Source organism: Enterobacter cloacae complex sp. 2022EL-00788 (assembly GCF_026627565.1).
Taxonomy (GTDB): Bacteria; Pseudomonadota; Gammaproteobacteria; order Enterobacterales; family Enterobacteriaceae; genus Enterobacter; species Enterobacter pasteurii.
This window is the reverse complement of sequence record NZ_JAPNMC010000008.1, coordinates 227,407-243,292: the sequence shown is the minus strand read 5'-3', so window position 1 is coordinate 243,292 and position 15,886 is coordinate 227,407. Positions and strand designations below refer to the sequence as shown.

The 15,886-nt window shown below is 57.5% G+C and carries 13 protein-coding genes; 11 read left to right on the top strand and 2 right to left on the bottom strand.

Going from position 1 to position 15,886, the window contains the following annotated elements:
- The first annotated feature begins 9 nt into the window (after nt 1-9).
- Both OWK27_RS14955 and OWK27_RS14950 read left to right on the top strand, forming a co-directional pair.
- Complete coding sequence (locus OWK27_RS14955) at nt 10-1,479, top strand: aldehyde dehydrogenase (protein WP_267590670.1); 1,470 nt, start codon at nt 10-12, stop codon at nt 1,477-1,479.
- Nucleotides 1,480-1,492: 13 nt separating this feature from the next.
- A complete protein-coding gene (locus tag OWK27_RS14950) occupies nt 1,493-3,133 on the top strand; it encodes a thiamine pyrophosphate-binding protein (RefSeq protein ID WP_267590669.1) in 1,641 nt (546 codons plus the stop codon).
- A 44-nt stretch (nt 3,134-3,177) separates the two neighbouring features.
- On the opposite strand, the gene OWK27_RS14945 is transcribed toward OWK27_RS14950, so the two are convergent.
- Nucleotides 3,178-3,936 (bottom strand): M48 family metallopeptidase, encoded by a 759-nt coding sequence (locus OWK27_RS14945; RefSeq protein ID WP_047355194.1) that lies wholly within the window; start codon nt 3,934-3,936, stop codon nt 3,178-3,180.
- 272 nt (nt 3,937-4,208) lie between these two features.
- Here OWK27_RS14945 and tkt point away from each other — a divergent pair, with 272 nt between their 5' ends.
- The 7 genes from tkt to OWK27_RS14910 all read left to right on the top strand — a co-directional run bounded on the left by tkt (nt 4,209) and on the right by OWK27_RS14910 (nt 12,602).
- Nucleotides 4,209-6,200: a transketolase gene (gene tkt / locus OWK27_RS14940; RefSeq protein ID WP_148418534.1), complete on the top strand. Its 1,992-nt coding sequence runs from the start codon at nt 4,209-4,211 to the stop codon at nt 6,198-6,200.
- 339 nt (nt 6,201-6,539) lie between these two features.
- A complete protein-coding gene (gene epd, locus OWK27_RS14935; RefSeq protein WP_252004205.1) occupies nt 6,540-7,559 on the top strand; it encodes an erythrose-4-phosphate dehydrogenase in 1,020 nt (339 codons plus the stop codon).
- Between the two features lie 49 nt (nt 7,560-7,608).
- The gene (pgk, locus tag OWK27_RS14930; RefSeq protein WP_176609531.1) at nt 7,609-8,772 is read left to right on the top strand and encodes a phosphoglycerate kinase; all 1,164 of its coding nucleotides are present in this window, start codon (nt 7,609-7,611) and stop codon (nt 8,770-8,772) included.
- A gap of 92 nt (nt 8,773-8,864) precedes the next feature.
- Nucleotides 8,865-9,944, top strand: coding sequence for a class II fructose-bisphosphate aldolase (gene fbaA, locus OWK27_RS14925; RefSeq protein ID WP_063867865.1), 1,080 nt, complete (start codon nt 8,865-8,867; stop codon nt 9,942-9,944).
- A 188-nt stretch (nt 9,945-10,132) separates the two neighbouring features.
- The gene (locus OWK27_RS14920) at nt 10,133-10,987 is read left to right on the top strand and encodes a small-conductance mechanosensitive channel MscS (RefSeq protein ID WP_267590668.1); all 855 of its coding nucleotides are present in this window, start codon (nt 10,133-10,135) and stop codon (nt 10,985-10,987) included.
- 145 nt (nt 10,988-11,132) lie between these two features.
- Nucleotides 11,133-11,768, top strand: a complete 636-nt coding sequence (argO, locus tag OWK27_RS14915; RefSeq protein ID WP_148418537.1) for an arginine exporter ArgO — start codon at nt 11,133-11,135, stop codon at nt 11,766-11,768.
- 93 nt (nt 11,769-11,861) lie between these two features.
- Complete coding sequence (locus tag OWK27_RS14910; RefSeq protein ID WP_148418654.1) at nt 11,862-12,602, top strand: oxidative stress defense protein; 741 nt, start codon at nt 11,862-11,864, stop codon at nt 12,600-12,602.
- A gap of 48 nt (nt 12,603-12,650) precedes the next feature.
- On the opposite strand, the gene argP is transcribed toward OWK27_RS14910, so the two are convergent.
- Nucleotides 12,651-13,544, bottom strand: a complete 894-nt coding sequence (gene argP, locus OWK27_RS14905) for a DNA-binding transcriptional regulator ArgP (RefSeq protein ID WP_003860089.1) — start codon at nt 13,542-13,544, stop codon at nt 12,651-12,653.
- A gap of 127 nt (nt 13,545-13,671) precedes the next feature.
- Between argP and rpiA the strand changes: the two genes are divergently transcribed.
- Nucleotides 13,672-14,331: a ribose-5-phosphate isomerase RpiA gene (gene rpiA / locus OWK27_RS14900; protein ID WP_148418538.1), complete on the top strand. Its 660-nt coding sequence runs from the start codon at nt 13,672-13,674 to the stop codon at nt 14,329-14,331.
- Between the two features lie 266 nt (nt 14,332-14,597).
- Nucleotides 14,598-15,830: a phosphoglycerate dehydrogenase gene (gene serA / locus OWK27_RS14895; RefSeq protein ID WP_148418540.1), complete on the top strand. Its 1,233-nt coding sequence runs from the start codon at nt 14,598-14,600 to the stop codon at nt 15,828-15,830.
- Nucleotides 15,831-15,886 lie beyond the last annotated feature (56 nt).

The window sequence follows — 15,886 nt, the reverse complement described above, 5'->3', positions numbered from 1 at the left end:
GGAGCGACGATGGACGATCTGAAGATTTTTATCGGCGGCCAGTGGCGACACGGCAGCGGCAGCCCGATGCAGAGTTACTTCCCGGCAGACGGGTCGATCAACGCCACGCTGAACGCGGCAAGCCTTGACGATCTGCATGACGCGATCGAGGCCGGCGAGCGGGCGTGGCGCGATCCCGCGTGGCGCCATAGCCTGCCGCATATACGGGCGAAGATCCTGCACAAGGTGGCGGATCTCATTGAATCCCGCGTCGACGAGCTGGCACAGATGCAGAGCCGCGATAACGGCAAGCCGCTGGCGGAAGCGCGCGGGCTGGTAATGAGCGCGGCGGGAACGGCGCGCTACTTTGCCGCCGCCTGCGAGCTGCTGGAAGGTGAACTCCCGACGCCGCGCCAGCCGGATTTGCTGACGCTGAGCCGCTATGAGCCGCTCGGCGTGGTGGCGGCCATCACGCCGTGGAACTCGCCGATTGCCAGCGAGATGCAGAAAGTCGCGCCGGCGATTGCCGCCGGCAACGCGGTGATCCTCAAGCCTGCCGAAGCCACGCCGCTGATGGCGCTGGAGCTGGCGCGTATTTTCGAACAGGCCGGGCTGCCCGCCGGGCTGCTGAGCGTGCTGCCGGGCAAAGGCTCGGTGATTGGCGACGCGCTGGCGCGCCACCCTCGCGTGCGGAAAATATCCTTTACCGGCGGCACCGCGACGGGCCGTCACCTGGCGCACGTGGCGGCGGAAAAGCTGATCCCGGCATCGCTGGAGCTGGGCGGGAAATCGCCGACCATCGTGCTGGAGGATGCGGATATCGAGCAGGCCGCGCGCGGGATCTGCTACGGCATTTTCAGCTCGGCGGGGCAGGCGTGCATCGCCGGTTCGCGGCTGTTTATCCACGAAAGCCTTTACGCCCCGCTGATGGCGCGGCTGCTGGAATTAACCCGCGGGCTGCGCGTCGGACAGCCGTTTACCGACGGCGTCCACGTTGGGCCGCTCATCAACGACGGGCATCGCCAGAGCGTGCAGGCGTACGTCGAGCTGGCGAAGCGTGAAGGGGGCCGCGTGCTGTGCGGCGGGGAGATCCCGGCCGATCCCGCGCTCGCAGGCGGCAGCTTCTTCCAGCCAACGATTATCGAAGGGCTGAGCAACAGCGCCCGCGCGTGCCGGGAGGAGATCTTCGGCCCGGTGCTGGTGGCGATGCCGTTTCGCGATGAGGCGGCGCTCATCCGCGAGGCGAACGACTCGGTTTACGGCCTGGCGGCGGGGATCTGGACGCGCGATACCGGACGCGCGCTGCGCTTAAGCGAGCAGCTTGAGGCGGGCACGGTGTGGATCAACACCTACAAAGTGTTTGCGATTTCGACCCCGTTCGGGGGCTTTAAAGAGAGCGGCCTGGGCCGCGAGAAGGGCATTCAGGGGCTGAAGGCCTGGATGCAGCAAAAGAGCATTTATCTGGCGACGGGTAACAGCGTCAACCACTGGTGCGACTGAGAAAGGGTGAGCAATGAGCGAAATGATAACCGTCGGCGACGCCATCGCCAGAACGCTGGAGCAGTATCAGGTTGAGGCCATCTACGGCGTCATCTCCATTCACAACCTGCCCATCGCGGATGCGGTCGGGCAGCGCGGCAAGATCCGCTTTGTGCCCGCGCGCGGCGAAGCGGGCTCCGTCACCATGGCCGACGCCCACGGGCGTTTTTCCGGCCTCGGCGTGGCGCTGACCAGCACCGGCGCGGGGGCGGGTAACGCGGTAGGCGCGCTGGTGGAGGCGATGAATGCCTGCACGCCGCTGCTGCATTTAACCGGTCAGGTAGAGAAAGCCTGGCTGGACGCCGACACCGGGTTTATTCACGAAACCCGCGATCAGCTGACCTTCCTGAAGGCCAGCTCAAAGCGGGCGTACCGCATCAGCAACGCCAGCCAGGCGATAGCCATTCTGCATAAGGCGATTCAGGAGGCGCAGACGCCGCCGTGCGGGCCGGTCTCGGTGGAAATTCCGATCGATATCCAGGGCGCGAAAATTCCGCTGTCTCTGGTGACCGCGCCGCTTAAACCGGCGTCGGGGGCAAACGCTGATGCTGCCGTTGTCGATGCGCTGTGGGCACAGCTGAAGCAGGCGAAACAGCCGCTGCTGTGGCTGGGGGGCGGAGCGCTGGGCTGCGCGGACGCGGTGAAAACGCTGGCGGATGCGGGCATCACCGTGATTTCCAGTACCCACGCGCGGGGCGTGCTGCCGGACAGCCATCGCGCCAGCCTGCGGGCGTTCCACAACTCGCCGTCGGTTGAGGCGCTTATTTCGCAGTGTGATTTTACGCTGGTCGCCGGTTCACGCCTGCGCAGCAACGAGACTCGTTCCTGGACGCTGGAGCTACCGTCTCCACGCGTTCAGATTGATATCGATCCGGCGGCGGCGAGCCGTAACTACCTGATGGATAACACGCTGGTAGCCGACTGTTCAGCGCTGCTTGGCGCGCTGGCCGACAAGGTTCAGGGCCGTGAGTGGGGCAACGCCCAGTGGGACGCGCAGGTGCAGCAGGCGGTCTCGCTGGCTGAACAGGGCCTGCGCGAGCAGTGCGGCGCCTATGCGAAGCTTAACGACGCCATAGACAACGCCCTGCCGAAAGACGGCCTGCTGGTGCGCGATATCACCGTTTCCGGCAGCCTGTGGGGCAGCCGCCTGTTCCGCGCCAACGGTCCGCTGATGAACATACACTCTCTGGCCGGGGCGATTGGCATGGGCCTGCCGATGGCGATCGGCACCGCGATCGCCAACCCGCAGCGTAAGGTGGTGGGGCTGGTGGGCGACGGCGGCCTGAGCCTGAATTTAGGCGAGCTGGCGACGCTGGCGCAGGAGAAGGCCAACGTGACGCTGCTCATCATGAATGACGGAGGCTACGGCGTTATGCGCGGTATTCAGGATAAGTATTTTGGCGGGCGTCAGTACTTTAACGAGCTGCATACGCCGGACTTTACCCTGCTGGCGCAGGCGATAGGCTTACAGGCCTGGAGCGTTGAGCGGGCGGAGGACTTTGACGCGGTGATGACGGAGGCGCTGGCCATGCCGGGGCCGTCGGTGGTGGAAGTGCGGATGGGGCAAATTGGCGCCCTGAAGTTTGCCGGGCCGCCGCAAAAAACGCTGTACTGATCCGGGAGGCCCGGTGGCGCGGCGCGCACCGGGCAGATGTGCCGTTATTTAATACCGTCTGCCGCCATGCGGTCGCGAATATGCTGCGCACGTTCAACGGAGGCCGGGTGATCGTCAAACATGGAGCTCTGACGGCCTTCTTCCAGCTTCGCCAGCTTTTCGAAGCTGGTGGCTAAACCCGATGGATTAATGCCGCGTTTGCGCAACAGATCGTAAGAGTAGTCATCCGCTTCCGACTCCTGACGCTGGGAGAACTGAGAGTTCACCAGTTTCTCGCCCACGTCGCCAAGCTGCGACTGGGACAGGCTGCCGACAATACCGCCCGCAGAGGCGGCCGCTGCACGAACGGCGTTGGTGCCCAGCGCAACCTGCATTCCCTTCTTCACGTGACCCAGGGCTACGTGACCCATTTCATGGCCGATCACCGCCTCAACTTCGTTGTCGGTCATCATGTCCATCAGGCCGCTGTACACGCGGATACAGCCATTGGCCATTGCGAAAGCGTTCACGTCTTTCGCCATGTACACCTTGTAGTTCACCGGCTGACCGTTAATGTTGTCGCCCAGTGCGGAAGCAATCTTATTCAGACGCTGCGTATAGGTGCTGTTAGCCGGGGCAAGCGTAGCTTTTCCGTCCATATCCTTACAGGCCTGATCGCTCAGCGCTTTGACCTGCGCATCGCTCAGGGAGTAGGCCTGAAAAGCTTCTGCGCCTGAGGTCATCAGGCCGTTAGAATCCATATTCTGACAGCCGCTTAGCAGGAGCGTTGTTCCCACAGCCAGCCCTATTGCACGCATTTTCATGATGTGGCTTCCGTACTTGTTAATCTGAATTAATTCCGAAAATTGCACCGCCAGCGAAGCCGGTGTCGGGCTAAGTATAAGGAATATCTACAGCAGCGGGCGAGCAGATTGCGCAACATGCGAGCATGATCCAGAGATTTCTTAAGCAGCAAAAGAATGCTCCATGTACATGCCCTGCGGCTTGGGTTACATTGTTGGCACTTTTTTCCGGCGTAGCCCAAAACGCGCTGTCGTCAAGGGCATGGCCTTTAACAGTCCGATCTGGAGTTAAAATGTCCTCACGTAAAGAGCTTGCTAATGCTATTCGTGCGCTGAGCATGGACGCAGTACAGAAAGCCAAATCCGGCCACCCGGGCGCCCCTATGGGCATGGCTGACATCGCCGAAGTCCTGTGGCGTGATTTCCTGAACCATAACCCGCAGAACCCGGCATGGGCTGACCGCGACCGTTTCGTGCTGTCCAACGGCCACGGCTCTATGCTGATCTATAGCCTGCTGCACCTCACCGGCTACGATCTGCCAATCGAAGAGCTGAAAAACTTCCGTCAGCTGCACTCCAAAACTCCAGGTCACCCGGAAGTAGGCTACACCGCTGGCGTTGAAACCACCACCGGCCCGCTGGGCCAGGGCATCGCGAATGCCGTGGGTATGGCGATTGCTGAGAAGACCCTGGCGGCACAGTTCAACCGTCCTGGTCACGACATCGTTGACCACTTCACCTACGCGTTCATGGGCGACGGCTGCATGATGGAAGGCATTTCTCACGAAGTGTGTTCCCTGGCAGGCACCCTGAAGCTGGGCAAACTGGTGGCGTTCTACGACGACAACGGTATCTCCATCGACGGTCACGTTGAAGGCTGGTTCACTGACGACACCGCAGCACGTTTCGAAGCTTACGGCTGGCACGTTGTGCGTGGCGTTGATGGCCACGATGCTGACTCGATTAAACGTGCGGTTGAAGAAGCACGCGCCGTGACCGACAAGCCGTCCCTGCTGATGTGCAAAACCATCATCGGCTTCGGTTCTCCGAACAAAGCGGGCACTCACGATTCCCACGGCGCACCGCTGGGCGACGCGGAAATCGCGCTGACCCGTGAGCAGCTTGGCTGGAAATACCCTGCCTTCGAAATCCCGTCTGAAATCTACGCTCAGTGGGATGCGAAAGAAGTGGGCCAGGCGAAAGAAGCGGCCTGGAACGAGAAGTTCGCGGCTTACGCGAAAGCCTTCCCTCAGGAAGCGGCTGAATTCACCCGTCGTATGAAAGGCGATATGCCGTCTGACTTCGACGCGAAAGCGAACGAGTTCATCGCGAAGCTGCAGGCGAACCCGTCTAAGATCGCCAGCCGTAAAGCGTCTCAGAATGCGATTGAAGCCTTCGGTCCTCTGCTGCCTGAATTCCTCGGCGGCTCCGCTGACCTGGCACCATCTAACCTGACCCTGTGGTCTGGCTCTAAGCCAATCAACGAAGATACTGCCGGTAACTACATCCATTACGGTGTACGTGAGTTCGGTATGACCGCGATTGCCAACGGTATCTCCCTGCACGGTGGTTTCCTGCCGTACACCTCTACCTTCCTGATGTTCGTGGAATATGCACGTAACGCCGTGCGTATGGCCGCGCTGATGAAACAGCGTCAGGTGATGGTCTACACCCACGACTCCATCGGTCTGGGCGAAGATGGCCCAACTCACCAGCCGGTAGAGCAGGTTGCCTCCCTGCGCGTGACCCCGAACATGAGCACGTGGCGTCCATGTGACCAGGTTGAATCCGCGGTGGCGTGGAAATACGGCGTTGAGCGTCAGGACGGCCCGACCGCGCTGATCCTCTCCCGTCAGAACCTGGCGCAGCAGGAACGTACGCCAGAGCAGCTGGCGAACATCGCCCGCGGTGGTTACGTGCTGAAAGATTGCGCAGGCCAGCCTGAGCTGATCTTCATCGCGACCGGTTCTGAAGTTGAACTGGCGGTTGCAGCATGGGAAAAACTGACTGCCGAAGGCGTGAAGGCGCGCGTGGTCTCCATGCCGTCTACCGACGCGTTCGATAAGCAGGATGCGGCTTACCGTGAATCCGTACTGCCGAAAGCGGTTACCGCTCGCGTGGCAGTGGAGGCGGGCATCGCTGACTACTGGTTCAAATACGTTGGCCTGAACGGTGCAATCGTCGGTATGACCACCTTCGGTGAGTCTGCTCCGGCTGAACTGCTGTTCGAAGAGTTCGGCTTCACCGTTGAGAACGTCGTCGCGAAAGCGAAAGAACTGCTGTAATGGTTTGTACGGTGCGGGCTGATGCCCTCACCCCGACCCTCTCCCTGGGAGAGGCTGCAAACGCTAAAAACGGTAACCCTCGGGTTACCGTTTTGCGTTTACGTCGCCGTAAATTATTCCATCTAAAATGTGACGCAAGTCATATAGCTGGCTTATTGCTCTGGACAGCCATTCCTTTTATTCCCCGATTCGCTTATTCTTGCTGAAGCGTTTCAGTCGATTAAATGTTCGACAATTGACCAATCAATCGCAGTTTGTAATAGCAAAGATTCCCCTTCGGGCGTAGCTGGATTACTCTTTCAGCCACCTCAAACTCAGGGATAGCTTTGCAGGAGATCTATGACCGTACGCGTAGCGATTAATGGCTTCGGTCGCATCGGGCGCAACGTGGTTCGTGCTTTATATGAATCCGGGCGTCGTGCGGAAATAACCGTGGTGGCAATCAATGAGCTGGCGGATGCTGCGGGCATGGCGCATTTGTTGAAATATGACACCAGCCACGGACGCTTTGCCTGGGACGTTCGCCAGGAAAGAGACCAGCTGTTTGTCGGTGACGATGCCATCCGCGTGCTGCACGAGCGCGGTATTGACGGGCTACCCTGGCGAGAGCTGGGCGTGGACGTGGTGCTGGACTGTACCGGCGTGTACGGTAACCGCGAACATGGCGAAGCGCATCTTAATGCTGGCGCAAAAAAAGTCCTGTTCTCTCATCCCGGCAGTAACGACCTCGACGCCACCGTCGTGTTTGGCGTTAACCAGCACGAGCTGCAAGCCGAACACCGCATTGTCTCCAACGCCTCCTGCACTACCAACTGCATTATTCCGGTCATTAAACTGTTAGACGATGCGTATGGCATTGAATCCGGCACGGTGACCACGATTCACTCCGCCATGCACGATCAGCAGGTTATCGACGCCTACCACCCGGATTTACGACGCACTCGCGCGGCGAGTCAGTCAATCATACCGGTGGATACGAAGCTGGCAGCCGGGATCACCCGTATTTTCCCGCAGTTTAACGACCGTTTTGAAGCGATTGCCGTGCGTGTTCCGACGATAAACGTCACCGCAATCGATCTTAGCGTGACGGTGAAAAAACCGGTAAAAGCCTGTGAAGTCAACCTGTTGCTGCAAAAAGCGGCACAGGGTGCATTTCATGGTATAGTTGACTATACGGAATTACCGTTGGTCTCAGTAGATTTTAACCACGACCCGCACAGCGCCATCGTGGATGGCACGCAGACGCGAGTCAGTGGTGCACACCTCATCAAGACGCTGGTCTGGTGTGATAACGAATGGGGCTTTGCTAACCGAATGCTCGACACCACGTTAGCAATGGCCGCAAAAGGTTTCAGGTAGAGCGCACCTTGCGCTTGCAAAACTTTAAGAATCAACGAGAGGATTCACCATGTCTGTAATTAAGATGACCGATCTGGATCTGGCAGGTAAACGCGTTTTCATCCGTGCCGATCTGAACGTACCGGTTAAAGATGGCAAAGTGACCAGCGACGCGCGTATTCGTGCATCTCTGCCAACCATTGAACTGGCTCTGAAGCAGGGCGCTAAAGTGATGGTCACCTCCCACCTGGGCCGTCCAACTGAAGGCGAGTACAACGAAGAGTTTTCTCTGCTGCCGGTTGTTAATTACCTGAAAGACAAACTGTCCAACCCGGTTCGCCTGGTGAAAGATTACCTGGACGGCGTTGAAGTTGCCGAAGGCGAGCTGGTTGTTCTGGAAAACGTTCGCTTCAACAAAGGCGAAAAGAAAGACGACGAAACCCTGTCCAGGAAATACGCTGCACTGTGTGACGTATTCGTAATGGATGCATTCGGTACGGCTCACCGTGCTCAGGCGTCTACCCACGGTATCGGTAAATTCGCTGACGTAGCTTGTGCTGGTCCTCTGCTGGCTGACGAACTGGAAGCACTGGGCAAAGCGCTGAAAGAGCCTGCTCGTCCAATGGTCGCCATTGTTGGCGGTTCTAAAGTTTCTACCAAACTGACCGTTCTGGATTCCCTGTCCAAAATCGCTGACCAGCTGATCGTTGGCGGTGGTATCGCGAACACCTTCGTTGCTGCTCAAGGCCACAACGTGGGTAAATCCCTGTACGAAGCTGACCTGGTTGACGAAGCAAAACGTCTGCTGGGTACCTGTGATATCCCGGTTCCAACTGACGTTCGCGTTGCGACCGAGTTCTCCGAAACCGCTACCGCGACCCTGAAATCTGTAAACGACATCAAAGATGAAGAGCAGATCCTGGACCTGGGCGACGTTTCTGCACAGAAACTGGCTGAAATCCTGAAAAACGCAAAAACTATCCTGTGGAACGGTCCAGTTGGCGTGTTCGAATTCCCGAACTTCCGCAAAGGGACTGAAATCGTTGCTAACGCTATCGCAGACAGCGAAGCGTTCTCTATCGCAGGCGGTGGTGACACCCTGGCAGCTATCGACCTGTTCGGTATCGCTGACAAGATCTCCTACATCTCCACTGGTGGCGGCGCATTCCTCGAATTCGTGGAAGGCAAAGTACTGCCAGCAGTAGCAATGCTCGAAGAGCGCGCTAAGAAGTAAGCCATTCAGGGGCAGGGAAACCTGCCCAATTTTCAGCGCGCTTATAAGAGCTCGCACCTTTTCTAACGGCCGAAGATACAGGACTAAGCAACATGTCTAAAATTTTTGATTTCGTAAAACCTGGCGTTATCACTGGTGATGACGTACAGAAAGTGTTCCAGGTAGCTAAAGAAAACAACTTCGCTCTGCCAGCAGTAAACTGCGTAGGTACCGACTCCATCAACGCCGTACTGGAAACCGCTGCGAAAGTGAAAGCACCGGTTATCGTTCAGTTCTCTAACGGCGGCGCTGCGTTCATCGCAGGTAAAGGCGTGAAAACTGACGTTCCTCAGGGTGCTGCAATCCTGGGCGCTATCTCTGGTGCGCACCACGTACACCAGATGGCTGAGCACTACGGTGTTCCGGTTATCCTGCACACTGACCACTGCGCGAAGAAACTGCTGCCGTGGATCGACGGTCTGCTGGACGCGGGTGAAAAACACTTCGCTGCAACCGGTAAGCCGCTGTTCTCTTCTCACATGATCGACCTGTCTGAAGAGTCTCTGGAAGAGAACATCGAGATCTGCTCTAAGTACCTGGCGCGTATGTCCAAAATGGGCATGACCCTGGAAATCGAACTGGGCTGCACCGGCGGTGAAGAAGACGGCGTGGACAACAGCCACATGGACGCTTCCGCTCTGTATACCCAGCCAGAAGACGTTGATTACGCTTACACCGAACTGAGCAAAATCAGCCCGCGCTTCACCATCGCAGCGTCCTTCGGTAACGTTCACGGCGTTTACAAACCAGGTAACGTGGTTCTGACCCCAACTATCCTGCGTGATTCTCAGGAATACGTGTCCAAGAAACACAACCTGCCGCACAACAGCCTGAACTTCGTCTTCCACGGCGGTTCCGGTTCTTCTGCCCAGGAAATCAAAGATTCCGTAAGCTACGGCGTAGTGAAAATGAACATCGATACCGACACCCAATGGGCGACCTGGGACGGTATCCTGCAATACTACAAAACCAACGAAGCTTACCTGCAGGGCCAGCTGGGCAACCCGAAAGGCGAAGACCAGCCGAACAAGAAATACTACGATCCACGCGTATGGCTGCGCGCTGCGCAGACGTCCATGGTGACCCGTCTGGAGCAGGCATTCAAAGAACTGAACGCCATCGACGTTCTGTAATTTGAGCTGCTAACAGCACATCAGAAGGCCCGCAACTGCGGGCCTTTTTTTTATGCTTTTTCAATATCCTGCAACACCTGGTTTTGTGATCTGTTTGGCAATACCTGGCTTTTTGTTTACCCTTTACTGACCTGCCTGTCTCCATGTGGGATGGATTTTGTGGTTTGGTTTAGCATAAGGATAAATGAATGGAAGATCTCGGTGTAGTAGATGGCATTAACAACGCGGGAACCTGGCTGGTGCGCAACCAGGCGCTGCTGCTGAGTTATGCGGTAAATATCGTCGCGGCAATCGCGATCGTTATCGTGGGTATGATCGTGGCGCGCGTCGTGTCCAATGCAATTAATCGTGTCATGCTCGCTCGTCATATTGATGCGACGGTGGCCGACTTCCTCTCCGCGCTGGTGCGTTACGGCATCATTGCCTTTACGCTGATTGCGGCGTTAGGCCGCGTGGGCGTGCAGACTGCATCCGTTATCGCAGTGCTCGGTGCGGCCGGTCTGGCCATCGGTCTGGCGTTGCAGGGGTCGCTTTCGAACCTGGCGGCAGGCGTACTGCTGGTGACCTTCCGTCCGTTCCGCTCCGGTGAATATGTCGATCTGGGCGGTATTGCCGGCACCGTGTTGCAGGTGCAGATTTTCTCTACCACCCTGCGTACCGTCGATGGTCGTATTGTGGTGATCCCGAACGGGAAAATCATCGCGGGCAACATCATTAACTTTTCCCGCGAACCGGTGCGCCGCAATGAGCTGATCATCGGTGTGGCATACGATTCAGATATCGAGCAGGTAAAGTCGCTGATTACCAACATCATTGCTTCTGACGATCGCGTTCTGAAGGATCGCGAGCAGACCGTTCGTCTGAACGAGCTGGGCGCGTCATCCATCAACTTCGTGGTGCGCATCTGGAGCAAAAGCAGCGATCTGCAAAACGTTTACTGGGACGTGCTGGAGCGCATCAAGCGTGACTTCGACGCTAACGGCATCAGCTTCCCGTACCCGCAGATGGATGTAAACCTCAAGCGCGAAAAAGCAGCCGAGTAATCCGCATTCCCTCAGGCCCGGTAGCGTTAGTGCCACCGGGTTTTTTTAATTAGTTTCCCTAATACCCAATTAATATTATCAATTTCCTCTAATGACGTTCGCGCAGTATAGTTTGCTTCCGGAACAACTCTGTGAGAACGATGTCATGTTATCTTATTATTTTCAGGGGCTTGCGTTAGGCGCGGCCATGATCCTTCCTCTCGGCCCACAAAACGCGTTCGTGATGAATCAGGGCATTCGCCGCCAGTACCATCTGATGATTGCTCTGCTGTGCGCGGTGAGCGATCTGCTGCTGATTTGCGCCGGGATTTTTGGCGGCAGCGCCCTGCTGATGCAGTCGCCGTGGCTGCTGGCGTTGGTCACCTGGGGCGGCGTGGCGTTTCTGCTCTGGTACGGATTTGGTGCCCTGAAAACCGCCATGAGCAGCAGTATTGAACTGGCGAGCGCCGAGGTGATGAAGCAGGGGCGCTGGAAAATAATCGCCACCATGCTCGCCGTGACCTGGCTGAACCCGCACGTTTATCTTGATACGTTTGTGGTGCTGGGCAGCCTGGGCGGCCAGCTGGACGTTGAACCGAAGCGCTGGTTTGCGCTGGGTACGGTGAGCGCCTCCTTCCTCTGGTTCTTCGGCCTCGCGATCCTGGCGGCGTGGCTGGCACCGCGGCTGCGTACCGCCAAAGCGCAGCGCATCATTAATACGCTGGTAGGGCTGGTGATGTGGTTTATTGCTTTCCAGCTGGCGAAAGAGGGCATTCATCATGTACAGGGATTGTTCAACTAAGCGTTTGTCTTATGGACATCTGAACAAGACCCGCTAAGCTTGCTGGCATGAGCCCTGTTGTTGGGGCACTCTTCGCAACATGGAGGAATGACAGTGAAGTTTAAGGTGATGGCCCTGGCGGCATTAGTAAGTTTAGGTTCGGTGTCGGTGCAGGCGAATGAACTGCCGAACGGCCCGCACATCGTCACTTCAGGCACCGCAAGCGTGGATGCGGTACCGGATGTTGCAACCCTGGCAATTGAAGTGAACGTCGCTGCGAAAGATGCGGCTTCCGCCAAGAAACAGGCAGACGATCGTGTTGCGCAATACCTCTCATTCCTGGAACAGAACGGTATCGCTAAAAAAGATATCAGCTCTGCCAACCTGCGTACCCAGCCGGATTACGACTACCAGAACGGCAAAAGCATTCTGAAAGGCTACCGTGCCGTGCGTACGGTGGAAGTGACCCTGCGCCAGCTTGATAAGCTCAACTCACTGCTGGACGGCGCGCTGAAGGCAGGGCTGAACGAAATTCGTTCCGTCTCGCTGGGCGTTGCGCAACCGGAAAAATACAAAGACGAAGCGCGTAAAGCGGCGATTAACGACGCGATTCATCAGGCGGAACAGCTGGCAGCCGGCTTCAAGAGCAAGCTCGGTCCGGTTTACAGCGTGCGTTACCACGTCTCTAACTACCAGCCAAGCCCGATGGTTCGGATGATGAAGGCTGACGCCGCGCCGGTATCCGCTCAGGAGACCTATGAGCAGCCGACCATTCAGTTCGACGATCAGGTGGATGTAGTGTTCCAGCTGGAGCCAACTCAACCTCAGCAAACTGAGGCGGCTAAGGCGCAATAATTTGCCCTCACCTAAACCCTCTCCCACAGGGAGAGGGAATTCAGGCGATTAATCCTGCCTCAACACCTTATGCCCAAACGCCAGCAGCGCGTCGGTGACGTTGCGCATCATGCGGCTTTCTGGCGCAAAACGGTGCCAGTACAGCATCCGGCGCTGATACAGCCCCGGCGTTAAGTCAATCAGCTCACCGCTTTTTAACTCTTTCTCTATCTGCAAATGCGGGATCATGCAGCAGGTGGTTCCCTGACGCGCCAGCTGCACGAAGGCTTCGGACGAATTGACGATATGGCACGGCACGCTGCCCGGCGGCAGGTCGAAGTTTTGCTGCAGGAAGGCCTGGTGCATATCGTCCAGATGGTCAAACGCGACGGCAGGGGCTTTTAGCAGCGCGGCACGGGTCACGCCGTTCGGGAAGTAGCGCTCGGCAAAGGCTTTAGAGCCCACGAAAAGGTAGTCCAGCGCGCCCAGCTGATCGACCAGGCAGCTTGGCAGCGCCTGAGGCTGGATACTGACGGCACCAACCACTTCACCGCGACGCAGCCGCTCCTGGGTGCGGGTTTCATCTTCAACCTGGAGATTCAGGCGGATCGGGGAGTCGGCCAGCACCGGCGCAAGAGCCGGCAGCAGCCAGGTTGCCAGGCTGTCGGCGTTCACCGCCAGCGACAGCAGCAGCGGCGTAGAGCCGGTCTGCTCATCGCCCAGCCACTCGTCTTCCAGCAGTTCAACCTGGCGCAGCAGGGCGAGGAGCTTTTGCCCTTGCTCCGTTGGACGCGGCGGCACGGTACGCACCAGCAGCGGCTGTCCGAACATGTTTTCAAGCTGTTTGATACGCTGTGATACGGCGGACTGGGTGATGCACAGCTTCTGCGCCGCGCGCTCAAAACCGCGTTCACGAATAACTGCATCAAGTGCCTGTAGTGTTCTGTAGTCCGGACGTTTCATTGCTCTGGCTGACTCCTTAATTTTGCTTAATCTGCACTATGACACAATTTTCCCTTCGTGGCAGACGAAATCCATTCGACGTGTTCTATAATGCGCCCTGAGTTTTCACACCACAGGCATAACGATCATGACGCAGGATGAACTGAAAAAAGCAGTAGGATGGGCCGCTCTCCAGTACGTACAGCCGGGTACCATTGTCGGTGTTGGTACGGGGTCGACGGCGGCACACTTTATCGATGCACTCGGCACGATGAAGGGGCAGATCGAGGGCGCAGTTTCCAGCTCCGATGCTTCCACGGAAAAGCTGAAAAGCCTCGGCATTACCGTTTTCGATCTCAACGAAGTGGATCGTCTGGGGATTTACGTTGATGGCGCGGATGAAATCAACGGCCACATGCAGATGATCAAAGGCGGCGGCGCGGCGCTGACCCGTGAAAAGATCATCGCCTCCGTAGCGGACAAATTTATCTGCATCGCAGACGCCTCCAAGCAGGTCGACATTCTGGGTAATTTCCCGCTGCCGGTTGAAGTGATCCCTATGGCGCGCAGCGCCGTGGCGCGCGCGCTGGTGAAGCTGGGCGGCCGTCCGGAATACCGCCAGGGCGTGGTGACCGATAACGGCAACGTGATCCTCGACGTTCACGGTCTCGAGATCCTCGACGCGATCGCGCTGGAGAATGCGATTAATGGCATCCCGGGCGTCGTAACCGTAGGGCTATTTGCCAACCGTGGCGCGGACGTGGCGCTGATCGGCACGGCTGACGGCGTGAAAACCATCGTAAAATGATCTGACGGGGGGAGCTCTCCCCCCGCTAAAAAAATTTTGAAACGCTAAATTCGGTGACTTGTGTCACGTTTTTCCGCCTCTTTTGCCGATCCTGCCACGTTCATAAATTTCCACAGCATTTTCCTCTGTCATTTTGCTCTGTATGACTTTTCTTCAGAGTGCCGACGCAAACGTTCATATTGCTGCAATAGTTTTTTTTGATATGTTGGCTGCACGGGATTTATATCCAGCACAACATCAGTTCAGATAAAAACAGGGTCGGGTAAATGGCAAAGGTATCACTGGAGAAAGACAAGATTAAATTCCTGCTGGTCGAGGGCGTGCACCAGAAAGCGCTCGATAGCCTTCGTGCGGCGGGTTATACCAACATCGAATTTCACAAAGGCGCGCTGGACTCGGAAGAGCTGAAAGCGTCCATCCGTGATGCCCATTTCATTGGCCTGCGATCCCGTACCCAACTGACTGAAGACGTTATTGCTGCGGCGGAAAAGCTGGTAGCGATCGGCTGTTTCTGCATCGGCACCAACCAGGTGGACCTGAATGCTGCCGCAAAACGCGGTATCCCGGTCTTTAACGCCCCGTTCTCCAACACCCGTTCCGTGGCGGAGCTGGTGATTGGCGAGCTGCTGCTGCTGCTGCGCGGCATACCGGAAGCTAACGCCAAGGCACACCGCGGCGTGTGGAACAAGCTGGCGTCCGGCTCCTACGAAGCGCGTGGTAAAAAGCTGGGAATTATCGGTTACGGCCACATTGGTACGCAGCTCGGTATTCTGGCGGAATCTCTCGGTATGCACGTGTTTTTCTACGATATCGAAAGCAAGCTGCCGCTGGGTAATGCGACGCAGGTGCAGCATCTGTCTGACCTGCTGAACATGAGCGACGTGGTCAGCCTGCACGTGCCGGAAAATGCCTCCACCAAAAACATGATGGGCGCGGAAGAGCTGGCGCTGATGAAGCCGGGCTCGCTGCTGATCAACGCCGCGCGCGGCACGGTGGTCGATATTCCTGCGCTGTGCGATGCGCTGAAGCGTAAGCATCTGGCGGGGGCGGCTATCGACGTGTTCCCGACGGAGCCTGCCACCAACAGCGATCCGTTCACCTCTCCGCTGTGCGAGTTTGACAACGTGATCCTGACGCCGCACATCGGTGGGTCAACTCAGGAAGCGCAGGAGAATATCGGCCTGGAAGTGGCGGGTAAGCTGAGCAAATACTCCGATAACGGTTCAACGCTCTCTGCGGTGAACTTCCCGGAGGTGTCTCTGCCGCTGCACGGCGGTCGCCGCCTGCTGCATATCCACGAGAACCGTCCGGGCGTGCTGACCGCCATCAACCAGATCTTTGCCGAGCAGGGCGTAAACATTGCCGCACAGTATCTGCAAACCAACTCGCAGATGGGCTATGTGGTAATTGATATTGAAGCGGATGAAGACATCGCGGAAAAAGCGCTGCAGAGCATGAAGACCATTCCGGGAACGATTCGCGCGCGTCTGCTTTATTGATATGTGAGGTTTGATGCCCTCACCCCATCCCTCTCCCACAGGGAGAGGGCGAAAAT